Raw genomic sequence first — 20711 nt, 5'->3', positions numbered from 1 at the left:
CGCGCTACGCACGCCCCGAAATGACAGTGTTCAGCAACGCGTCCGCCTCCTCCGGCCTCACCCATTTGAATTCCGGCAACTGGTGCCGAAACCAGGTGAACTGCCGTTTGGCATAATGCCGGGTGTCGGCGGCTCCGATCGCGGCGGCCTCGTCGAGGCCGATTTCGCCGCGCAGGTGCCGGATCAGCGCCGGCACGCCATGGGCTTTCATCGCCGGCAGCAGCGGATCAAGCCGACGCTCAGCCAAGGCAGCAACCTCGTCCAGTGCGCCGGCCTGCAGCATCGCGGCGAATCGGGAGTCGATCCGCGCGTACAGCGCCTCGCGATCCGGGGCCAGGAATACCGCCACCACGTCGTCCGGCGGCAGCAGCGGCGGCGAAGCCTCCTGGTGCCAGTCGGCCAATGGCCGACCGGTCGCCAACACGACCTCCAGCGCCCGCGCGATTCGGGTGCGGTCGGCCGGCGCCAGCCGCGCTGCAGCCTCGGGATCGTGGCCCGCCAGCTCCGCGTGCAGCGCCTGAACCCCGTCCCGGTCGAGCCGCAGCCGCACCGCGTCGCGAACTTCGGCCGGCACCGGCGGCACCGCCGAAAGCCCCCGCGTCAAAGCCTTGAAATACAGCCCGGTCCCGCCGATCAGGATCGGCAGCCGCCCGGACGCGCGCGTTTCCGCCAGCGCCGCAGCGGCGGCCTCGACATAGGCCCCGGCTGAGAAATTCACCGCGGCATCGACCGTGCCGTAAAGGCGATGCGGCGCCAGCGCCTCCTCGTCCAGTGTCGGCCGGGCGGTGATGATGCGAAGGTCGCGATACACCTGCATCGAATCGGTGTTGATGACGGTGCCGCCGCTCGCTTGTGCCAGCTTCAGCGCCAAGGCCGACTTGCCGCTGGCGGTCGGCCCTGCGATAAGCACGGCCGCCGGCCGCCGGCCGCGCCGTTCCGGACCTTCCGCTGTCATGTCGCTCGTCGCCACGCTCATCTGCAATCCGAACAATCCCGCGCTGGATTCGACCGTGATCGAGGGGGCGCGTGCGGTGCTGCCTCAGCCCAACGAAGCGGTCTGGCTGCACGACGAGATCGCCGCTGACATCTTCTTTGCCAGCACCGAAGATCCCCTGGTGCTCGCCGCCCGGCTCCGCGCCGCCCGCGGCGATCTGCCGATCGACGTCGTGGTGCAGCCTGCCGCGACCCGGCGCAAGAAACTTTTTCTCGCCGACATGGATTCGACCATGATCGGCCAGGAATGCATCGACGAACTCGCCGGCTTCGTCGGGCTGAAGGACCATGTCGCTGCGATCACCGAGCGGGCGATGCGCGGCGAGATCGAATTCGAGCCGGCGCTGCGCGAGCGCGTCGCGCTGCTCAAGGGCCTGCCGCTCGAGGTGATCGGCCAGGTGCTGGACACCCGCATCACGCTGACGCCGGGCGGCCGCGCGGTGGTGCAGACGATGCGCGCCCACGGCGCCTACACCTGCCTGGTGTCCGGCGGCTTCACTCAGTTCACCCATGTGGTGGCCGAACGGCTCGGCTTTGCAGAACACCGCGCCAATGAGCTTCTCAGTCAGGACGGCAAGCTGACAGGCACGGTCGCCGAGCCGATCCTCGGCCGCGACGCCAAGCTGGCGACGCTGCTGGAGCTGCGCGAAGCCGACGATCTCGATGCGATCGACACCCTGGTGGTCGGCGATGGCGCCAATGATCTCGGCATGATCCAGGCGGCCGGTCTCGGGATCGCCTATCACGCCAAGCCTGCGGTCGCCGCAGCGGCCCACGGCCGTATCGATTTCGGCGACCTCACCGCGCTGCTCTATGCGCAGGGCTATCGGCGAGACGAATTCGTCGCCGACTGATCCCTTCCCTGTCTCGGTCCCAGGCTAACGCAGCAGTTCCCGCCGATAGTGCTCACGCAAATCGGCCAGCACGATTCCTGACGCCATCATCACCCCGTGGATGTGCAGCATGAAAGCCTCGGGCGGCGAGAAGCCCTCGGTGCGGGCCAACTGCGCCAGAACCGCTTCAGCTTGAGCCTCATTCTCGCCGGCCTTATCGGCGCGCAGCGCAATCGTGGTGATCCGCTGCGGGCGCAGGCTCGCGACCACCGCGCCATAAGGCCGAACACCATCGGCAATTGCGTCACGCATGGCCGGCGGCAGCCGCTCCGGCACATACCAGTTCTCGGCTTCCGACAGCACACGGTGGCCCCAGCGCAGCCAGACCCGGCGGCGGCGTAGCGTTTCGCCAGCCCGCGGCTGCAACGGTCCATCGTAGCAATCCGCCGCCACCGTCTCGTCAGCGAGCAGCGTGATCGCGATCGCCTCGGCCTCATAAGGATGATGGCGCCGGCACCACGCGATCAGCGCCGCAGTCGCGGTGTCATGCTCCCGCATGACCTTCAGGAACTTGTCGACGCAGCTCACGAACTCGGCCCAGCTTTCAACGAACGCGCCACGCAACACGCCGTGACATCAGCCGGGTATCGGTCTGTGGCGGCGATTCCACCATTCACCGATCCTCCAATGCGGCATCACGTCCTCTCGCCAAGACCTGCCGCATTTGCTCGTCGCCGCCTCGTGTCATCGTCAACAGCGCGTTAATCCGGATCGCGCGAACATCGTTCAAATGACGTACTTTGGCGTCCGCGATTACCTCAAAATCGTACCGATGTGGCTGCGCCACGCACCGAAGTTGATCAATTGTCGGAAGGATCGGGGAGCGCTCACTTAACAGTTTGTCCAGCAACGCTGCCCATAGTCACGCTCGAAATTCCTCATCTGTGAGTTTGCGAGACATGGCAGAAGCTGTTGCTCTAGGGGCGTTCGGCAAGGTGATCTCGGTGCGCGGTTCCGGTGCGCGCGTCGGGCTGTTGCCGTCGAGCCGGCTGGTGCCCTCTGCCGTACGCGCCACCGTGGGCCGCTTCGTCAGCATCCGGACCGCAAGCTCCACCATCATCGCGATCATCACCGAGGTGTCGAGCGAGAACCTCGCGGAGACCGACGAGCATATCGCGGTCGCGTCGGTCGACCTGCTCGGTGAGATCCTGCCGGGGCCACTTCGACCGAAGTTCCAACGCGGCGTCACCAACTACCCGACCATCGGCGACTCGGTGGACCTGATCTCCAGCGACGACCTGCGCATTGTCTATGAGCCCAGCGGCTCCGACCAGATCGATGTCGGAACCCTGCAGCAGGATCCCTCGGTAATCGCCTATGTCGACATCGAAGAAATGCTGTCGAAGCATTTCGCCGTGCTCGGCTCGACCGGCGTCGGCAAATCCACCGGCGTGTCGCTGCTGCTCAACGAAATCCTGAAGTCGCGCCCGGCGCTGCGCATCTTCCTGCTCGACGTCCACAACGAATACGGCCGCAGCTTCGGCGACAAGGCGCTGGTGCTCAATCCGCGCAACCTGAAGCTGCCGTTCTGGCTGTTCAACTTCGAGGAAATCGTCGACGTGCTGTTCGCCGGCCGCCCCGGCGTGCCCGAAGAACTCGACATCCTGGCCGAGGTGATCCCCGTCGCCAAAGGCCTTTACGTGCAATACACCAGCACCGACCGACTCGGCCTCAAGCGGGTCGATCCGAAGTCGATCGGCTATACCGCCGACACGCCGGTGCCCTATCGCCTCGTCGACCTGATCTCGCTGATCGACGAGCGCATGGGCAAGCTGGAAAACCGTTCCTCGCGCATCATCTATCACAAGCTGATCTCGCGCATCGAGACGGTGCGCAACGACCCGCGCTACGCCTTCATGTTCGACAACGCCAATGTCGGCGGCGACACTATGGCGGAAGTGATCAGCCATCTGTTCCGCCTGCCCGCCAACGGCAAGCCGATGACGATCATGCAGCTCGCCGGCTTCCCGGCCGAGGTGGTCGACTCGGTGGTGTCGGTGCTGTGCCGGATGGCATTCGACTTCGGCCTGTGGAGCGACGGCGTGTCGCCGCTGCTGTTCGTCTGCGAAGAAGCCCACCGCTACGCTGCGGCCGACCGCGCCATCGGCTTCGGCCCGACCCGCAAGGCGGTGTCGCGCATCGCCAAGGAAGGCCGCAAATACGGCGTCTATCTCGGTCTCGTCACCCAGCGCCCGGCCGAACTCGACGCGACGATCCTGTCCCAGTGCAACACGCTGTTTGCGATGCGGCTCGCCAACGATCGCGATCAGTCGCTGCTGCGGTCGGCGGTGTCCGACGCCGCGGCCAACCTGCTCTCCTTCGTGCCCTCGCTCGGCACCCGCGAAGTCCTGGCGTTCGGCGAAGGCGTGGCGCTGCCGACCCGGCTACGCTTCAAGGAAGTGCCGGCGCATCAGTTGCCGCGCAGCGAGGCTGCGATCTCGACCGTGCCGTCGGCGGCCGCGGGCAACGACATGCACTTCGTCAGCGCGGTGCTGGAGCGCTGGCGCGGCGCGACCTCGCATCGCGACGTGCCGAACGATCCGGGCATCACCGAGCGCCCGCTCGCACGGACGATGGATGCTCCGATGCTGCAGCCCTCGCTGGGGCTCGATCCGGACCGCTTCTCGCTGCTGAAGAAGCCGCTGCGCTGAGGCCTCAGAAGTCGAAGCTCGCCGAGACTAGGTAGGTCCGCGGCGCGCCGGGGCTGAGAATCCCGCGGCCGGTCGTGGCCCAGTAGTTCTCGCCGGTGACGTTCTGGACATTGGCCCGCAACGTCACAGGAACTCGGTCGATCTTCGTGGTGTAGCGAACGCCGAGATCGAGCGTGGTCCAGGCTGGAATGCTCTGGGTGTTGGCCTGATCGTAGAACTGCGACGCGGTGTGGATCACCCGGCCGGTCATCGTCACCCCCCGGGCAGGCCCCGGCAGATCGTATTCGCCGTACAGATTGAGCTGCATCGTCGGGACGCCAACCGCCGTATTGCCGTTGAACGCGGGGTTCGCTGCTTTCGTCAGCACGCCTTCGATCCAGCTCACGCCGCCGACGACACGCAATCCCTCGACCGGTTGCCCGAACACGTTGAGTTCGACGCCGCGATTGCGTTGCTCGCCATTGAGCGCAAACACCCGGGTGGTCGGATCGAGGAAGCCGCTCGGCTGCTTGATTTCGAATCCGGCGACTGAGACGCCGACTGGGCCGAAGTCATACTTCGCGCCGGCCTCGATTTGCTTTGACACCGTCGCGGGAAAGCTCTGGTTGAGGTTCACCGCATTGGTCGGCGGCGCCGTCGAAGTCAGTCCTTCGATGTAGTTGGCATACAGCGACAGCCGCTCGATCGGCTTGATGACCAGGCCTGCGCCCGGAGAAAACGCATCGTTGCGCGCGTCGGACGTCACCAGGCCGGTCACCGGGCTCAGCGTCTTGGCGTCGATCCCCTGCCAGCGGCCGCCGATCGTCAGCTCGACGCGATCGTTCAGCACCGACATCGTGTCGGCAATCGCAATGCTGCGGTTGAAGCGCTCTGCCGTCGTGGGCGATGTCCGCGGCAGTCCGGCATCGCTGCGCGGCGGCGCGTACACCGGATTGTAGATGTTCGAGGTAATGGTCGCACCAACCGGAATGTTGGTCAGACCGGTGTCCTGCCAGAGGCCGGATGCCGCGACGCCGACCCGGTGCTTCACCGGTCCGGTGTCGAACTGACCGCGCACGCCGACCTCGCCGGTGTTGCTGTTGGTCTGGAACGGGGTCAGTTGGATCGTATCGCGGTAGTCGCCACGCGCGTTGATGATCGACGGCAGACCGCCGAAATAGACCTGATGGAACTCACTGTGGCCGTAAGCGGCATAGACGGTGAGTTGATCGGTCAGATCATACTCGGCGCGGAGCGCGGCCGATTTGTTGTTGCTGTCGCGATATTCCCACGGCTGCTGCTGATTGATCCGCAGATCCGGCGCTTGCGGGATCGGAAAGCCCGGCAGCACCGAGCGATTGCGCAGCGGCGAATTGAAGTCGACCTTCTGATAGCCAAGGTCGAGACCGACCCGCAGGCGTTCGCCGCGATAATCGAGGGCGAGCGACGTGACGCCGTATTCCTGTTTCTGGTTATCGATTGGCGTGCTGCCGGACTGATACGCGCCGTTGAAGCGGATTCCCCACTCGCCATTGGTCCCGTAACGTCGACCGACATCGATTGCGTTGTAGCTCTGGGCGTTCGAGATGAATCCGGTCGTGAACCGCGTCAGCGGCACGTCACCGGCGCGTTTCGGAATCAGGTTGATCGTCCCGCCGATCGTGCCGAACGGCGGCATGCCGCTCAGCATCGTGCTGGGGCCGTGCTGCACTTCGACGCGCTCGATCGGCTCGAGCGCCGGATTGAAGGAGTCGGCGACGCCATACAGGCCGTTGAAGGCGATGTCCTGGGCGAACACCGGGAAGCCGCGAATGAAGAAGCCCTGGATGCCGCTATAGGCCGGCACGTTGGAGCGCACGGAGGGATCGTTGCCGAGCACGTCGAGCAGCGTTCGCGACTGCTGATCCCGGATGAGCTTCTCGGTGAAGCTGGTGAGGCTGAACGGCGTCGACATCACGTCGCGGTTGCCGAGCAGACCGACGCCGGCACCGCGCGCAACCTGATCGCCCGGAAAGCCAGCCGGCAAGGTCGCCTGCAGAGCGCCTGCCGAAACCGGGCGGGGCTGCGCTGCAACGCTGGTCGGGTTGGGAGCCCGTCGGCTGGCTGTCGATCGGGACGCTTGCGACGGCCTGCGCTGCGGGGACGTCGCCGCGGCGCGGCGGCGCGACGTTTCGACGACGATGGCAGGTAGTGAACGTCCTGTCGCGCTCGCCGGAGATTCCGTTGAAGCACCCGCAGCGGAAGCCGGCGCAGGAGCTTCCTGTGCAGCGGCCGCATGAGAGAGGAGGAGAACCGACGCACAGACACACGACAGCGCTCCCGCTGCCGGGAAATTCAGGTCCTTCAACATGCCCCCCAAAAGATCTTCAGTCGGTGATGCCGCCTTGTGCTCGGCTATGCAGATCACCAACGGCACCATCCGATAAGCAAACGGCGGTAACGGGCACCACTAGAACCGTTCTAGCGTGCTGTTGAAGAAACCTGCGGCATGCGGCCCAACGTGATTTTCCTTTGATGTGAGCGAAGGTTTGCCCTCGATATGCGAAGAAGTGTCGCACCTGCCCACGCGCACGGATCGTCGTCCCAGATTGAGCCCAACGCGCGCGTGCTGGATCCGCCCATGACAACCTGATCGGCTCGAAGAACAGATCGGCAATCCTCGCGTTATTCGGAGCGGCACGACGCAAGCGACACGGAGCTTCGACACGAGGGAGGATTGGCGTTGCTACCCTGGTGGGACATCCTGCTGCGTCTTGGCGTTGCCGCGATGGCCGGCGGGCTGATCGGGCTCAACCGCGACCTCAAGAACAAGCCGATCGGGATGCGCACGCTGGCGCTGGTCGCGCTCGCGTCCGCGCTGTTAGTGGCGCATGCCGACCATTCGGCGACGAGCGATCAATTGTCCGATCCGACCAGCCGTGTGATCCAGGGCATTCTCACCGGCATCGGCTTTCTCGGTGCCGGCGTGATCGTTCGCAGCGGCAACCGGCTGGAAATCCACGGCCTCACCACCGCGGCATGCACCTGGCTCGCCGCGGGCATCGGCATCGTCTGCGGTGCGGGACAGTGGTTGATCGTCGGCGTGGCGCTGGTGATCACCTTCGCGGTGCTGATCGGCGGACATCCGGCCGAACGGCTGCTGCATCGCCTGCTGGGCGGCGCCAAGGACGAACGCGGCCATAGCGCCGCGCCCGAAGACTGAAGCCGGCCTTAATCGTCTGCAGCGGGCCCGCACCAGCCGGGCAGATAAATCGCGTCTTTGCTCTTGGCGAGCGCCAGCGCTTTCTCAGCCGCGTTCTGGAAGTCGGCGGTGACGCTTTTTCGCGACAAGCGCCGGCGCAGGAAATCGGCCCACAGGAATTCGCTGAACGGCGTGGTGTCCTTGGCATAGCCGCCGACGCGGCGGAGTTCGCCAGCGAGGCTGCGGAATGGATCATCCTTCAGGCCCGCAACCGTTTTGGGAATCTCGCGGTAATGATGCCGCTCGCCCTTGGCGTCGTACGGATAGACCCAGCGCCGGCTATCGAGCACCACCCAGAACGCGTCGCGATCGACCATGGTGAGGTCGGCGATCACCGTGACCAACACCTCCTTGACGCCCTCGTCGTGGAGCGCCCGGGCCAAATGGTGATGATCGATTACGTAGTGCGTCTTGCCGGGGCCAAGCACCACCGGAATCATGTGATTGCCGAGCAGTTCGGCCTGCTTCTTCGGCTTGTGCTGGCGCCAGCGCAGCCGCTTCTCCTTCACCTCGCGCATCCCGACCGTCATTTGAGTCGGACGTAGCGACAGGATCGGGATCGTATGCAGCAACGGTTCACGCGGATTGGTCATCGCTGGGTCTCCTGAATTGCCAGGTTCCCGCGGAGTATGGCACGGCCCTCCCCGCCGGCAACGCGGCGCCGCAGGTGCCAGACACGCCCGGCCGGCATGTTCCATCCGGTCTATTGCGGAGTTTTCCCGAAATCGTATCCTCACTAGGATGATCGGGTCGAACCCGTTCCGGGCGACGGCTGGACGGCAGCGATGAAGAATCAGCGCATCTCCCTCCCCGATGACGACCACCGCGTATTGCCGTTTCGGCCGCGCGACGCCGTGCCTGCGCCGGCCCCAGAAGATGGCGGTCGCCCCTCCGCAACCATTCTACCCTTCCGGAGAGAGATGCCGCAGCTCGAGCACGATCCCGACGAGACCGGCCGCGACAACGCCCCGGACGATTTCCGCCACCGGATGCTGACTAACATCGCCGCTCTGGCGCTGACCATCACGCTGACAGTGGTCGGCATCTGGCTCGCGACCAGCATCGCCGATATGCGGCGGACTCAGGACTGCGTGCTGATGGGCCGGCACGACTGCGCCGCCATCGCAGCGCCGCGCTAGATTCGCCAGAGCTTCCCGCTAGTTGCCCAAAACCCGCGCAATGCGTGGATTTGCCCGCCATTGAACTCGGAGCAACGCTCCGTTATACGGGCAATCGCCTGTCACCAGGATGACGGCTGAAGCCGCCGTAAATCGGCCATTTCCGACATAATATCAAAGGCTTAAAATGACTTCCACATTCGATCGGGTGGCCACCATCATCGCGGAAACCTGCGACATTCCGCGTGAGACGATCACCCCGGAGAGCCATGCGATCGATGACCTGGGGATCGACAGCCTCGATTTCCTCGACATCGCGTTCGCGATCGACAAAGCTTTCGGTATCAAGCTGCCGCTGGAGAAGTGGACCCAGGAGGTCAACGACGGCAAGGCGACCACCGAGCAGTATTTCGTTCTCAAGAATCTCGCCGCCCGCATCGACGAACTGGTTGCCGCCAAGGGCGCGTAGTGGCGCGGTTCGGAAGCCGCCCACGCCATGAACCTTGAATATTTCCACCTGATCGACCGAATCGCCGAGCTTCGCCTCGCTGACCGCAGCATCACGGTCGAGGCTCGGGTGCCCGAGACCAGCACGATCTTCGAAGGCCACTTCCCCGGCTATCCGCTGATGCCGGGCGTGCTCTTGATCGAGACCATGGCCCAGAGCTCGGGCTGGCTCTTGATCGCGCTGATGCAGTTTCAGCGCATGCCGTTCCTGGCCGCGGTCAAGGAAGCCAAGATGCGCACCTTCGTGACGCCCGGCGAGACCTTGTCGATCGACGTCTCGGTGGTGCACGAGGGCTCCGGCTTCACGATGACCGAAGCGAAGATCAAGAGCGGCGGTAAGCTCGCGTGCAATGCCACGCTGACGTTCCGCCACGTCCCGTTTCCGCATCCCGACCTGCGCGGGCATATGGAAGCGATGGCGAAGCAAATCGGATTTCCGGAGCAGATGATCCATGGCTGACACCAACACGTCCCGCGCCGAACCGATCGAAGCCTGGATTACCGGCATCGGCCTCGCCAGCTCGCTGGCCGAGGGGCTCGACGCCCATTGGGATGCGCTGACCGAGCGCCGCGTCAACGTCGATACCACCGGTTTTGCGCCGTACGTCGTGCACCCGCTGGCGCCGCTCAGCTTCGACAAGCAGATCCCCAAGAAGGGCGATCAGCGCCAGATGGAAGCCTGGCAGCGGATCGGCACCTATGCGGCCGGTCTGGCGCTCGAGTCCGCCGGCATTAAAGGCAACACCGAGATCCTGTCGCGGATGGACATGATCGTCGCCGCCGGCGGCGGTGAGCGCGACCTTGCGGTCGATTCCGCCGTGCTCAATGGCGAAGGTTACGGCACCGTGCCGCCGAACGCGCTCAACGAGCGCCTCATGAACGACCTGCGCCCCACCCTCTTCCTCGCCCAGCTCTCCAATCTGCTCGCCGGCAACATCGCGATCGTGCACGGCGTCACCGGGTCATCGCGCACCTTCATGGGTGAAGAGGAAGCCGGCGTCGACGCCGCACGGATTGCGCTGGCGCGGATTGCGGCCGGCCAAAGCGATATCGCGCTGATCGGCGCCGCCCAGAACGGCGAGCGCAAAGATCTGCTGATGCTGTACGAGTTCGGCGACTTCAATCTGAAGGACAACTACGCGCCGGTGTTTGCGCGCGGTCCCAAGGGCGGTTTCGCGCTCGGCTCGGGCGCGGCGTTCCTGGTGATCGAGTCGAAGGCGCATGCGCAGGCGCGCGGCGCCAAGCCGTATGCGCGGCTAAAGAACGTCGTCGCCGACCAGTCGCGCCGCCGCAACGCCGGCGACGTCACGGCGTCGCTGGAGAAGCTGTGGTCGCAGCTCGGCCCGCGCGATGGCGCCACCGCGATCATCACCGGCGCAACCGGTGCCGAGCCGGTGACCGCGGAGGAAACCGCATTCCTGCGCAATCACTCCGGCACCCCGGTGCGCGGCACCGCGACGCCGTTCGGCCATGTGATGGAAGCGCAATTCCCGCTCGGTATCGCGCTCGCGGCGTTGTCGCTGTCGCGCGGCGCGCTGTATCCGCCGAACGACCCGACCGGTCTCGAAGTTGAAATGAGCAAGACCCCCGACCAGATTGTCGTGATCGGGGCGGGCCACTGGCGCGGCGAAGGCATGGCGCTGGTCGAGGCCGTTCGGTAAGGGGGGACGCAATGACCGTGACGCGGGACAAATTCGGCAGACCGATCGTGGTCGTCACCGGCATGGGCGTGGTCACCTCGCTCGGCGCCGGCAAGACCGACAACTGGGCCAAGCTCACCGCCGGCGAATCCGGCATCCGCACCATCACTCGCTTTCCGATCGACGGGCTGAAAAGCACGATGGCCGGCACCGTGGACTTCGTCCCGGTCGAGCCATTCTCCTCGGTCGTGCTCGGTGAAAAGCTCGCCGACCTCGCCACCGAAGAGGCGATCGCGCAGTCCGGTATCGGCCGCAAGGGCGACTTCCCGGGCCCGCTGTTTCTCGCGGTCGCGCCGGTCGAGCTGGAATGGCTGCCGCGTCAGGAATTGGCGCGCGCCACCGGCGCCAACACCGCGATCGATTACGATGCCCTGCTCCGCGTCAGCGGCGGCGGTGCGTTCACGCAATATCATCGGCGCTTCCTGTTTGGCTCGGTCGCCGATCATCTCGCCGGCACCTTCGGTACCAAGGGCTCGCCGATCTCGCTGTCGACCGCTTGCGCCTCCGGCGCGAGCGCGATTCAGCTCGGCGTCGAAGCGATCCGGCGCGGCGAAGCCGATGCGGCGCTTTGCGTCGCGACCGACGGCTCGGTGAACGCCGAAGCGCTGATCCGGTTCTCGCTACTGTCGGCGCTGTCGACCCAAAACGATCCCCCGCAAGCGTCCTCGAAGCCGTTCGCCAAGAACCGCGACGGCTTCGTGATGGCCGAAGGCGCCGGCGCGCTGGTGCTGGAGAGCTACGAGTCGGCGGTGGCGCGCGGCGCGTCGATCCTCGGGGTGATCGCCGGCTGCGGCGAACTCGCCGATAACTTCCACCGCACCCGCTCGAGCCCGGACGGCAAGCCGATCATCGGCTGCATCAACAAGACGCTCGCCGACGCCGGCATGAGCGTCGACCAGATCGACTACATCAACGCCCACGGCACCGGCACGCCCGAGAACGACAAGATGGAGTATCTCGGCATCTCCAGCGTATTCGGCGAGCGCGCTTCGTCGCTGCCGGTATCGTCGAACAAATCGATGGTCGGCCACACCCTGTCGGCCGCCGGCGCGGTCGAAGCGATCTTCTCGCTGCTGACGCTGGAGCATCAGCGGATTCCGCCGACCATCAACTACGACGTGCCGGATCCGGCGATCCCGCTGGATGTGGTGCCCAATCAGGCCCGCGACGCCCGCGTCACCAGCGTGATGTCGAACTCGTTCGGGTTCGGCGGCCAGAACGCCTCGCTGATCCTGACCCGCGAACCGGCCTAACCGCCTGTGAGTCGCAGTTCCGGCTGCCGCGGTTGACGCCGCGGCCGCCAACGGCGATACGCAGGGCGCAAGCCTCCAACCGTTCGGACGAACCCCATGCGCGCGCTCACCCTCGTTGCCGACCGCAATCTCGTGGTCGCCGACCTGCCGTCTCCTCCGCCCCCGGCGGCTGGCGAGGTGCAGGTCCGCATTGCCGCGGTGGCGCTGAACCACATCGACGTGTGGGGCTATCGCGGCATGGCCTTCGTCAAGCGCAAGCTGCCGATCGTGGTCGGCGCCGAAGCCTCGGGCACGATCGAAGCCGTCGGTGACGGCGTCACCACGTTCAAGCCCGGGCAGAAGGTCGTGATGTACGGCGCGCTGACCTGCGGTCACTGCAAGGCGTGCCAGGAAGGCCGCGACAATCTCTGCGAAAACGTCGGCGGCCTGATCGGCTTCCATGTCGACGGCTTTGCGCGCGAGCTGATGAACATCGCGGCGCGGCTGGTGATCCCGGTGCCGGACGGCGTCGATCTGCGCGACGCCGCCTGCGCGCCGATCGCATTCTCGACCGTGCAGCATATGCTGTTCGACAACGCCAAGCTGCAGCCTGGCGAAACCGTGCTGGTCCACGCCGGCGGCTCAGGCATCGGCACGGTTGCGATCATGATGGCGAAGGCGATCGGCTGCACGGTGATCACCACTGTCGGCGACGATTCCAAGATCGAAGGCGTCAAGAAGCTCGGCGCCGATCACGTCATCAACTATCGCCAGGACCGCTTCGAGCACGAGTGCCGCAAGATCACCAAGAAGAAGGGTGTCGACGTGGTGTTCGAACACGTCGGCGCCGACACCTTCAACGGCTCGCTGCTCAGCTTGAAGCGCGGCGGCCGGCTGGTGACCTGCGGCTCGACCTCGGGCCCGACCACCACCCTCAACCTGATGCAGCTGTTCCAGCAGCAGTACAAAATCTTCGGCTCGTTCGGCGCGACGATGAAGAACATCGCCGAAAGCCTCGACAAGATGGCGGCCGGCATGCTGCCGGTGATCGACACCGAAGTGCCGCTCGACGACGTCGGCGCCGCACTGAAGCGGATGGAAAGCCGTCAGGTGTTCGGCAAGATCATCGTCCGGTTCTGATGAAGGTCGCCCTTTATCGCGCCAAGCTGCGCGCCCAGCGCGCGGCCAAGGACGTCGTCGGCAAGATCGTCGGGCCGGTGGCGATCGGCGCGCTGCATCTGGCGCGGAAGTTCGATCCCGACAAGAGCGCCCGGCTGTTCGGCGCGGTTGCCCGCAAATTCGGCCGGCGCTTTCCGGAGCAGCGGATCGGCCGCGACAACCTCACCGCGGCATTTCCGGACAAGTCGCCGGACGAGATCGAGGCCATCCTCACCGGCGTCTGGGACAACCTCGGCCGATCGGCCGCGGAGTTCGCGCATCTCGACTCGGTGTGGGACTACGACGTCGAGCATCCCGAGCGCAGCCGCATCGAGGTGACCGGCCGCTCCCTCGAGCTGTTCGAAAAGCTCCGCGACGATGGCAAGCCGGCGCTGATTTTCGCCAGCCATCTCGGCAACTGGGAGTTGCCGGCGGTCGCCGCCGTCGCGCACGGCCTCGACACTGCGGTGCTGTATCGCCGGCCCAATATCGAAGCCGCCGACCGCATCGTCGAAGAAATCCGCTCGGTGAAGATGGGGCAGCTCGTCGCCGCCGGATCGAGCGCGCCATTCAAGCTGGCGCAGGCGCTGCAGGACGGCAAGCACGTCGGCATGCTGATCGATCAGCACTTCACCAAGGGCGTCGACGTCACCTTCTTCGGCCGCACCGCGAAGGCCAACCCGCTGCTGGCAAAGCTGCTGCGCCAGATCGAGTGCCCGCTTCACGGCGCCCGCGTCATCCGCCTCCCCGATGGCCGTTTCCGCGCCGAGTTGACCGAAGAGATCGAGCCGGTCCGCGATGCCGACGGCCGGATCGATATCCAGGGCACGATGCAGGCGTGCACCTCGGTGATCGAAAGCTGGATCCGCGAAACGCCCGAGCAATGGCTGTGGCTGCACCGCCGCTGGCGGTAACGATCCGCTTAGTCAGCGCTTAGTGCGTCGACGTGCGCCCGCCTATCCGAAATTCGCTTAGTTCGCTCAGGACCTGATTACGCTCAGACTCGGCCTGCGTGACGTCTTGAAGACGAGCTGCGCCGCTTGGCCAATCTGCCCGGGCTCAGACGCATCGGCGCGGAACCATGCGGAACCTGCTGCGCTGCGGCGGGCCGTCAACTTGACCGATTCGGGTATTAACCTCACAGTGGCGCTCGCAAATCACTTTGCGGCCGTCCATCTGGATCGAGGAAATACATGGAACTTCCAAGGCGTGCCCGCGGTGATGAGCTTCTGGTTCCCGGCAAGATGGCGAGCCTCCGCGCGCGCCTCCGCCGGCTGTCGGGGCAGCATGACCTGACGACCGTCATCGTCAGCGCGTTCGATCATCGCACACGCGTCCTGCCCTTCGTGCTCGCCGACACCCGGATGGCGCCCGGCGGAGTCCGGTCGATCGGTTCCGCGCTGGCCGACGTCGGCTTCGACAAGACTCGGATCGTGCTGCAGCAATGGAACCGCAATTTCAGCCCGCTGCAAATGCGACTCGACGGCCGGATTCCGGACCTGTTCCTGGTCTCGAGCATGCATCTGCATTCCGCCGAATGCGATCGCCTGATCCGGGAAGCCTGCCAGATCGAGCCTGACAAACGTCCCCTGATCATGGTCGGCGGACCTCGGATTCGCTACGAGCCGTGGCATGTGTTCGGCGGCGGCGATCCGTCCTGGGCGGCCGATGTGGCCGTCACCGGCGAAGAATATGTCTTCCTCGAATTGCTCGATGTGCTGCTGTCGATGCGCGCGGCCGGCGAGTCGATGCGCTCGGTGTTCCAGCGTGCTCGCGATGGCGGCGCGCTCGATGAGGTGGCGGGCATCGTCTACGCACGCCGCGCCTCGCGTAGCGGTCCGATCGAGGAGCTGATCGACACCGGCGTGCAGCGCCTGCTCGGCGATCTCGATGAGCTTCCCGATCCGGTGCACGGCTACAAGCTGCTGGAGGCGCCGAGCAACAGCGCGACGCTGGCCAGCCAGGCGTTGCCGATCAACCGCGTGAAGCGATACAGCCCGATCGCCAGCATCGTGATGACCGCGGGCTGCAAATTCCGGTGCTCGTACTGCCCGATCCCCGCCTACAACCAGTCGCAGTTCCGAGCCAAGAGCGGTGAACGCATCGCCGAGGAGATCGGGCAGATCGCCAGCACCTTCGGCATCTATCACTTCTTTGGTGCCGACGATAACTTCTTCAACGATACCAAGCGGACGCTGGACATCGCCGGCACGCTCGCGCGCAAGCGCTCCGAACGGCCGTTCTGCAAGGTGCGGCTCGGCACCGAGGTCACGGTGCACGACACCGTCGGGATGCGCGATCACTTGCCACTGATCCGCGATGCGGGCTTTGCGGCGGTGTGGCTCGGCGTCGAGGACATGACCGCAACGCTGGTGAAGAAGGCGCAGGACAAGGATAAGACCCAACTCGCCTTCAAGCTGCTGCGCGAGAACAACATCCTGCCGATGCCGATGATGATGCACCACGACAGCCAGCCGCTGGTGACCTGGAAGTCGAACTACGGCCTGATCAACCAGATCAGGCTGCTGCGGCAGGCCGGCTCCATCAGCACGCAGGTGATGATGCTGACCCCTGCCCCCGGTTCGAAGTGGTACGAGAACGTGTTCCAGTCCGGGATGGCGTTCAGCCGCGCCGGCGATATCCAGGTCGAGCCGCATATCATGGACGGCAACTACGTCGTCGCATCGAAGCACCCGCGGCCCTGGCTGAAGCAGCTCAATCTGCTGATCGCCTATACTTACTTCTTCAACCCGATCCGCTTCGTGAGCGCGCTGGTGTTCTCGAAGTCGGCAGACGTGTTCTCCAGTGCGGAAACCCGTCCCGCGCACGAGGTCGCGCATTTCTCGCCTGCAAAGCGGATGCGGCGGCGCGCCTGGCTGAAATTCCGTGCCCACATCGTCGATGCCGGTGCGCAGATCTATGGCATGATCGGGCTTGCGCACACCTATCGTCGAACCGCCGGCTGGGCGTGGCGGCTGCTGCGCGGCGACATCGAGCGGCATGACCGCGCCCCGGTCAGTCCGATCCCAATGCGGGGCGTCGGCGACAAGCCATCCGACCACGCGTTGCCAGGGACGGTCGATCTACGGGATCTCGAACAGGTTACTCTCCACGGCGCGCCGGCACCGAAACTGGCGAAGTCCGCCTGATCGCTAGCCGCCGCGCTAAAATGAGTACTCCATGCCGACCGTGACGCCTTGAAGAAGCGTCGACGAGCGACAATCGACCCCGACCGCCGTCACGCTGCTGGACGTGGTTGAGGTCGCCTGAACTTGGGCCGGCGCCAACGCCACGCGGCCGAGCCACAACGCTTCGTATCCGAGCTTGACGGCGACGCGATCGCTCAGCCGATATTTCGCCGCGATGCCGCCCTGTCCAACGAAGGCGGCCGCGTCGGTCGCCGCGTATGTCGGGTAGAGCTGCTTCTGCATGCTGACCTGCGCGGCTTGCGTCGCATGGTTGTCGAACACGCCGGCCTTCAGCACCGCGTCGACCGAGACGCGTTCGATCTCCCATAAAGTCGCTCGCACGCCGACTTGAACGCCGTAAAGGTTGTTCGTCGTCGAGCTCGTCCAGAACGGCGGATTGATCACGACCGGGCTGCCGGGGACCGGAACGGCATCGGACAGCCGGCTCGGCACTCTGAACTTCCACATCGGCTGGCCGAGATCGGCCGGATCCAGCGTCCCTTGCAGCTGATCGTGCAGTTGCAGCCAGCGAACACCTGCCAGCAGCGTCACGCGCGGCGTTATCTCCAGCCGCGCATTGGCCTCCAGACTGTGCAGCCGGGTATCGTCCTGCCACGCCATTGCTTGATAGGCATAGTCCTGCGTCTGCCAGAACGTGCCGGGCGCTTTCATCACCAGCCATTGTCCCGGCGTCTCGGGGCCAACGCTTTTTGACGCCCTCAGCCCGAGCACATTGAAGTAAGACAGCTCGACGCCGTAACCCGATGGGTCTCGGTAGCTGACACCGATCCTCGGACCAGCGGCCAAGCGCTGATTGAGCTGATTGCTGTTCAACACCTCCGCACCGGGGACGTTGGTGGTGTTCGGGCCGACCGGTGTCCACCACGGCACATCGCCCGGCACGAGCGAAACAAGCGATTGATTACCTGTCCCGGCGCGGCCAAGCACCAGAGCTTCGGCCGAAACAGTCCAGCGCGGAGCCGAGCGCTCGCGAGGCGGATCGCCAGCGCTGGCGGTCCCCGTGACGCCGGTGAGGACAGCAAGACTGCACAGCCAAAGGATGGCCAGAGAACAGCCGCCACGAAGTCGCGCGAAGGATCGGATCGCCATTGGCATGAACCGATCCTGCGCTCGCTGAGGCCGATTCGGGCACTCGTGCGCCTACGCAGTTTGTTGGGTTATCGAGGCTCGGAATTACTCCCGTACCTGCAGGCGATCGATACCGCGCGTCAGCGCCCCGTCTTCACCCGCGTCCACAGCCGGTTGATCGTGCGCTGCGTCGCGGGATCGCGCGCGGTGATCACGAACAACCGCCCCTGGGTGTCAGCGTCCGGATAGATCGCCTTGTCGTTCAGCACCCTTGGATTGATGAAGTCCTGACTGGTCTTGTTGCCGTTGGCATAGGACAGGAAGTCTGAATTGCGCGCGGCGATGTCGGGCCGGTACAGGAAGTTGATCAGTTCGTGCGCCTCGGCGACGTTCTTGGCGTCGGCCGGAATCGCCAGATTGTCGAAGAACATCTGCGCGCCCTCTTTCGGGATCGCGTAGCCGATTTCGACGCCGTTATGAGCTTCGGCCGCGCGCGACTGCGCCTGCTTGATGTCGCCCGACCACGCCACCACCAGGCAGATCTCGCCGGTGGCGAGAGCGTTGAGATATTCGGACGAATGGAACTTGCGCACCGAAGGCTGGACCTTGCCGACAACCTCGGCGGCCTTGTCCAGATCGTCCTTGTTGGTCGAATTCGGATCACGGCCGAGATAGGTCAGCGCTGCCGGAAGGATGTCGTCGGCGGAATCCAGCATGTGGACGCCGCAGTCCTTGAACTTCGCCAAGTTCTCCGGCTTGAAGATCATCTCCCAGCTATCGATCACGGCGCCCTCGCCGAGAATCCGCTTCACCGCGGCGACGTTGTAGCCGATGCCGGTGGTGCCCCACATGTAGTTGACGGCGAACTGATTGCCGGGATCGTACAGCGCCAGCTTGTCAGTGACGAAGTCCCATGAGTTCTTCAGGTTCGGCAGCTTCGACTTGTCGAGTTTCTGGAATACGCCGGCGGTGATCTGACGCTGCAGGAAATAAGCGGTCGGCACCACGAGGTCGTAGCCGGACTTGCCGGCGAGCAGCTTGGTCTCCAGCGTCTCGTTGGCGTCGAAGGTGTCGTACACCACCTTGATGCCGGTCTCGCGGGTGAAATCCTCGAGCACGCCCGGTGCGACGTAATTCGACCAGTTGTAGAAATTGACGGTGCGGTCCTGCGCCCAGCCAGGCAGCGTGAGCGACACCGACAGAGCGATCCCCGCGCCCAGAGTCAGCAGTCGCCGCCGCATCGTATCCCGCATCATGACATCCCTAGCGCCCGTGAACCGCATCCGACAGGCGCTCGAGGGCGGTGTCGAGCGTCTGATCCTTCTTGGCGAAACAGAACCGCACCACCGAGGTGACCGGCTCTTCCTCATAGAACGCCGACACCGGGATCGCCGCGACCTTGTAGTCGGTGACGATGCGTTTGCAGAACGCCTCGTCGGTTTCGTTGAGGCCGAGCGGCGACAGATCGACGGTGAGGAAATAGGTGCCCTGCGAGCGGATCACCGGAAAGCCGATGCTGGACAGCCCCTGCGCCAGCCGGTCGCGGCTGCGGGCCAGGTCCTTGCGCATCTGCAGGAAATAATCGTCGCTCTTGCCGAGACCGTAGGCGACGGCCGCCTGCAGGTTCGGTGCCGTGGTGAACGCCAGGAACTGGTGCACCTTGGCGGCAACGCGCAGGAGCTTGGGCGCGGCACAGACGAAGCCGACCTTCCAGCCGGTGAGCGAAAAGATCTTGCCGGCAGATCCGATCTTGATGGTGCGGTCGCGCATCCCGGGGATGGTGATCAGCGGGATGTGGCTGAGGCCATCGAACGTGACGTGCTCCCACACCTCGTCGCAGATCGCCACCGCGTCGAACTCCTGGCAGAATCGTGCCAGCAATTCGAGGTCTTCGCGCGGATACACCACCGCGGCCGGGTTCAGCGGATTGTTGAAGACGATCGCCTTGGTCTTGGCGTTGAACACACGCCGCAGCGACTCTTCGGTGATCCGCCAATGCGGCGGTTCGAGACGAACGAGCCGCGGAATGCCGCCGGCCTGCCGGATGATCGGCAGATACGAGTCATACACCGGCTGGAACACGATCACTTCGTCGCCGGGTTCGACCACCGACAGGATGGCACTCGCCAGCGCTTCGGTCGCGCCGGAGGTCACCATCACCTCCGTCATCGGATCGAGCTGGACGCCGTGCCAGTGCGCATAGTGGGTCGAAATCGCCTGCCGCAGCTCCGGCAGCCCCATCATCGACGGGTACTGGTTGTAGCCGTTGAGAACGGCATCCGCGGCGGTGCGACGGATATCCTCCGGCCCCGGATCGTCGGGAAAGCCTTGTCCCAGATTGATCGCGTCGTTGTCGCGCGCGAGCTGCGACATCGCCTCGAACACGGTGACCGGGAGATCGGCGAAGACCTTGTTGCTCATCGGATGGCGGTCATCGTACGGATCAACGGCCCGGCTTGGTCGGCAGACCGGCCGCCTTCCAGCCGAGGATGCCACCGGCGAGGTGCCGGGTGTAGGCGAGACCCGCGGCCTGGGCGGCCATCGACGCCGTCACCGAGCGCTTGCCGGAACGGCAAGCGAACACGACCTGCTTGCCGGCCGGGTCGGGGATCGCCTTAGGGTCGAAGGTCGAGAGCGGAACAACCACGGCGTCCGGATAGGCTTCGGCGGCGACCTCGTTCGGCTCGCGAACGTCTACCAGCAGATAGCGCCCGTCGGCGATGCCCTGAGCGACCTCTTGCGGCGTCAAATCTTCAACCTGGCCTGCCACTTTCTTCTCTCCCGCGATCGCACTGCCCGGATCCATGAGCGCAACAACGAGAACGAGGCTCGGCCATTGCGGCGCCAAGGTTGCGCCTAGCGCGAGGAAAATCAAGCTTCTCAACGAGATCATCGGCATGTTTGCTGGATAGGCGCAGCGGGCCGCGAAAGCACTGCCGCTTTTGGTCGAAGCCGGTCGCCC

19 protein-coding genes are annotated in these 20711 nt (G+C 65.1%); 11 read left to right on the top strand and 8 right to left on the bottom strand.

Going from position 1 to position 20711, the window contains the following annotated elements:
- Positions 1 to 4: 4 nt before the first annotated feature.
- Entirely contained in the window at positions 5 to 955 is a 951-nt protein-coding gene (gene miaA / locus RPPS3_RS10265) for a tRNA (adenosine(37)-N6)-dimethylallyltransferase MiaA (RefSeq protein WP_107343981.1), read from the bottom strand.
- Between miaA and serB the strand changes: the two genes are divergently transcribed.
- Positions 954 to 1847 carry a phosphoserine phosphatase SerB gene (gene serB, locus RPPS3_RS10260; RefSeq protein ID WP_107343980.1) on the top strand — a complete coding sequence of 298 codons (894 nt, stop codon included), beginning with the start codon at positions 954 to 956 and terminating at the stop codon, positions 1845 to 1847. The two genes, miaA and serB, sit on opposite strands and share 2 nt — an antisense overlap.
- 24 nt (positions 1848 to 1871) lie before the next feature.
- On the opposite strand, the gene RPPS3_RS10255 is transcribed toward serB, so the two are convergent.
- Positions 1872 to 2453 (bottom strand): hypothetical protein, encoded by a 582-nt coding sequence (locus tag RPPS3_RS10255; RefSeq protein WP_107343979.1) that lies wholly within the window; start codon positions 2451 to 2453, stop codon positions 1872 to 1874.
- A gap of 332 nt (positions 2454 to 2785) precedes the next feature.
- Between RPPS3_RS10255 and RPPS3_RS10245 the strand changes: the two genes are divergently transcribed.
- On the top strand, positions 2786 to 4537 hold the full coding sequence (locus RPPS3_RS10245) for an ATP-binding protein (RefSeq protein WP_107343977.1): 1752 nt from the start codon (positions 2786 to 2788) through the stop codon (positions 4535 to 4537).
- Between the two features lie 4 nt (positions 4538 to 4541).
- Here the strand turns inward: RPPS3_RS10245 and RPPS3_RS10240 are convergent, their stop codons facing one another.
- Positions 4542 to 6866: a TonB-dependent receptor gene (locus RPPS3_RS10240; RefSeq protein WP_434006778.1), complete on the bottom strand. Its 2325-nt coding sequence runs from the start codon at positions 6864 to 6866 to the stop codon at positions 4542 to 4544.
- Between the two features lie 372 nt (positions 6867 to 7238).
- On the opposite strand from RPPS3_RS10240, the gene RPPS3_RS10235 reads away from it, so the two are divergent.
- A complete protein-coding gene (locus RPPS3_RS10235; RefSeq protein WP_107343975.1) occupies positions 7239 to 7718 on the top strand; it encodes an MgtC/SapB family protein in 480 nt (159 codons plus the stop codon).
- Positions 7719 to 7726: 8 nt separating this feature from the next.
- Here RPPS3_RS10235 and RPPS3_RS10230 read toward each other — a convergent pair whose 3' ends face one another.
- Positions 7727 to 8350: a ParB-like protein gene (locus tag RPPS3_RS10230; RefSeq protein WP_107343974.1), complete on the bottom strand. Its 624-nt coding sequence runs from the start codon at positions 8348 to 8350 to the stop codon at positions 7727 to 7729.
- Positions 8351 to 8542: 192 nt separating this feature from the next.
- Between RPPS3_RS10230 and RPPS3_RS10225 the strand changes: the two genes are divergently transcribed.
- The 8 genes from RPPS3_RS10225 (at position 8543) to RPPS3_RS10190 (ending at position 16621) form a co-directional block, all read left to right on the top strand.
- Positions 8543 to 8896 (top strand): hypothetical protein, encoded by a 354-nt coding sequence (locus RPPS3_RS10225; RefSeq protein WP_107343973.1) that lies wholly within the window; start codon positions 8543 to 8545, stop codon positions 8894 to 8896.
- A gap of 166 nt (positions 8897 to 9062) precedes the next feature.
- Positions 9063 to 9344: an acyl carrier protein gene (locus RPPS3_RS10220; RefSeq protein ID WP_011157577.1), complete on the top strand. Its 282-nt coding sequence runs from the start codon at positions 9063 to 9065 to the stop codon at positions 9342 to 9344.
- 27 nt (positions 9345 to 9371) lie between these two features.
- Positions 9372 to 9842 carry a 3-hydroxyacyl-ACP dehydratase FabZ family protein gene (locus tag RPPS3_RS10215; protein WP_107343972.1) on the top strand — a complete coding sequence of 157 codons (471 nt, stop codon included), beginning with the start codon at positions 9372 to 9374 and terminating at the stop codon, positions 9840 to 9842.
- The gene (locus RPPS3_RS10210) at positions 9835 to 11043 is read left to right on the top strand and encodes a beta-ketoacyl-ACP synthase (RefSeq protein ID WP_107343971.1); all 1209 of its coding nucleotides are present in this window, start codon (positions 9835 to 9837) and stop codon (positions 11041 to 11043) included. The genes RPPS3_RS10215 and RPPS3_RS10210 overlap by 8 nt, the downstream gene beginning before the upstream one ends.
- Positions 11044 to 11054: 11 nt before the next feature.
- Positions 11055 to 12335, top strand: a complete 1281-nt coding sequence (locus tag RPPS3_RS10205; protein WP_107343970.1) for a beta-ketoacyl-ACP synthase — start codon at positions 11055 to 11057, stop codon at positions 12333 to 12335.
- A 96-nt stretch (positions 12336 to 12431) separates the two neighbouring features.
- Positions 12432 to 13454 (top strand): zinc-binding dehydrogenase, encoded by a 1023-nt coding sequence (locus tag RPPS3_RS10200; RefSeq protein ID WP_107343969.1) that lies wholly within the window; start codon positions 12432 to 12434, stop codon positions 13452 to 13454.
- Positions 13454 to 14386, top strand: coding sequence for a lipid A biosynthesis lauroyl acyltransferase (locus RPPS3_RS10195; RefSeq protein ID WP_107343968.1), 933 nt, complete (start codon positions 13454 to 13456; stop codon positions 14384 to 14386). The genes RPPS3_RS10200 and RPPS3_RS10195 overlap by 1 nt, the downstream gene beginning before the upstream one ends.
- A 279-nt stretch (positions 14387 to 14665) precedes the next feature.
- Entirely contained in the window at positions 14666 to 16621 is a 1956-nt protein-coding gene (locus tag RPPS3_RS10190; RefSeq protein WP_107343967.1) for a B12-binding domain-containing radical SAM protein, read from the top strand.
- A 15-nt stretch (positions 16622 to 16636) separates the two neighbouring features.
- Here RPPS3_RS10190 and RPPS3_RS10185 read toward each other — a convergent pair whose 3' ends face one another.
- The 4 genes from RPPS3_RS10185 to RPPS3_RS10170 all read right to left on the bottom strand — a co-directional run bounded on the left by RPPS3_RS10185 (position 16637) and on the right by RPPS3_RS10170 (position 20519).
- Positions 16637 to 17776, bottom strand: coding sequence for a hypothetical protein (locus tag RPPS3_RS10185; protein ID WP_107343966.1), 1140 nt, complete (start codon positions 17774 to 17776; stop codon positions 16637 to 16639).
- Positions 17777 to 17889: 113 nt separating this feature from the next.
- On the bottom strand, positions 17890 to 19005 hold the full coding sequence (locus RPPS3_RS10180; RefSeq protein WP_107343965.1) for a polyamine ABC transporter substrate-binding protein: 1116 nt from the start codon (positions 19003 to 19005) through the stop codon (positions 17890 to 17892).
- A gap of 7 nt (positions 19006 to 19012) precedes the next feature.
- Positions 19013 to 20170 carry an aminotransferase gene (locus tag RPPS3_RS10175; protein WP_107343964.1) on the bottom strand — a complete coding sequence of 386 codons (1158 nt, stop codon included), beginning with the start codon at positions 20168 to 20170 and terminating at the stop codon, positions 19013 to 19015.
- 22 nt (positions 20171 to 20192) lie between these two features.
- A complete protein-coding gene (locus tag RPPS3_RS10170) occupies positions 20193 to 20519 on the bottom strand; it encodes a rhodanese-like domain-containing protein (protein WP_164634743.1) in 327 nt (108 codons plus the stop codon).
- Between the last annotated feature and the right edge of the window lie 192 nt (positions 20520 to 20711).

Source organism: Rhodopseudomonas palustris (assembly GCF_003031265.1).
Classification (GTDB): domain Bacteria; phylum Pseudomonadota; class Alphaproteobacteria; order Rhizobiales; family Xanthobacteraceae; genus Rhodopseudomonas; species Rhodopseudomonas palustris_H.
Note: the sequence above shows the minus strand (reverse complement) of the source record. Positions and strands in the feature narration are given on the sequence as shown.

Excerpts from the sequence above, each read along its gene's own strand:
- serB (WP_107343980.1), top strand. The coding sequence starts at position 954 with ATGTCGCTCGTCGCCACGCTCATCTGCAATCCGAACAATCCCGCGCTG.
- miaA (WP_107343981.1), bottom strand. The coding sequence starts at position 955 with ATGACAGCGGAAGGTCCGGAACGGCGCGGCCGGCGGCCGGCGGCCGTG.
- RPPS3_RS10245 (WP_107343977.1), top strand. The coding sequence starts at position 2,786 with ATGGCAGAAGCTGTTGCTCTAGGGGCGTTCGGCAAGGTGATCTCGGTG.
- RPPS3_RS10240 (WP_434006778.1), bottom strand. The coding sequence starts at position 6,866 with ATGTTGAAGGACCTGAATTTCCCGGCAGCGGGAGCGCTGTCGTGTGTC.
- RPPS3_RS10230 (WP_107343974.1), bottom strand. The coding sequence starts at position 8,350 with ATGACCAATCCGCGTGAACCGTTGCTGCATACGATCCCGATCCTGTCG.
- RPPS3_RS10225 (WP_107343973.1), top strand. The coding sequence starts at position 8,543 with ATGAAGAATCAGCGCATCTCCCTCCCCGATGACGACCACCGCGTATTG.
- RPPS3_RS10220 (WP_011157577.1), top strand. The coding sequence starts at position 9,063 with ATGACTTCCACATTCGATCGGGTGGCCACCATCATCGCGGAAACCTGC.
- RPPS3_RS10215 (WP_107343972.1), top strand. The coding sequence starts at position 9,372 with ATGAACCTTGAATATTTCCACCTGATCGACCGAATCGCCGAGCTTCGC.
- RPPS3_RS10210 (WP_107343971.1), top strand. The coding sequence starts at position 9,835 with ATGGCTGACACCAACACGTCCCGCGCCGAACCGATCGAAGCCTGGATT.
- RPPS3_RS10205 (WP_107343970.1), top strand. The coding sequence starts at position 11,055 with ATGACCGTGACGCGGGACAAATTCGGCAGACCGATCGTGGTCGTCACC.
- RPPS3_RS10200 (WP_107343969.1), top strand. The coding sequence starts at position 12,432 with ATGCGCGCGCTCACCCTCGTTGCCGACCGCAATCTCGTGGTCGCCGAC.
- RPPS3_RS10195 (WP_107343968.1), top strand. The coding sequence starts at position 13,454 with ATGAAGGTCGCCCTTTATCGCGCCAAGCTGCGCGCCCAGCGCGCGGCC.
- RPPS3_RS10190 (WP_107343967.1), top strand. The coding sequence starts at position 14,666 with ATGGAACTTCCAAGGCGTGCCCGCGGTGATGAGCTTCTGGTTCCCGGC.
- RPPS3_RS10185 (WP_107343966.1), bottom strand. The coding sequence starts at position 17,776 with ATGCCAATGGCGATCCGATCCTTCGCGCGACTTCGTGGCGGCTGTTCT.
- RPPS3_RS10180 (WP_107343965.1), bottom strand. The coding sequence starts at position 19,005 with ATGATGCGGGATACGATGCGGCGGCGACTGCTGACTCTGGGCGCGGGG.
- RPPS3_RS10175 (WP_107343964.1), bottom strand. The coding sequence starts at position 20,170 with ATGAGCAACAAGGTCTTCGCCGATCTCCCGGTCACCGTGTTCGAGGCG.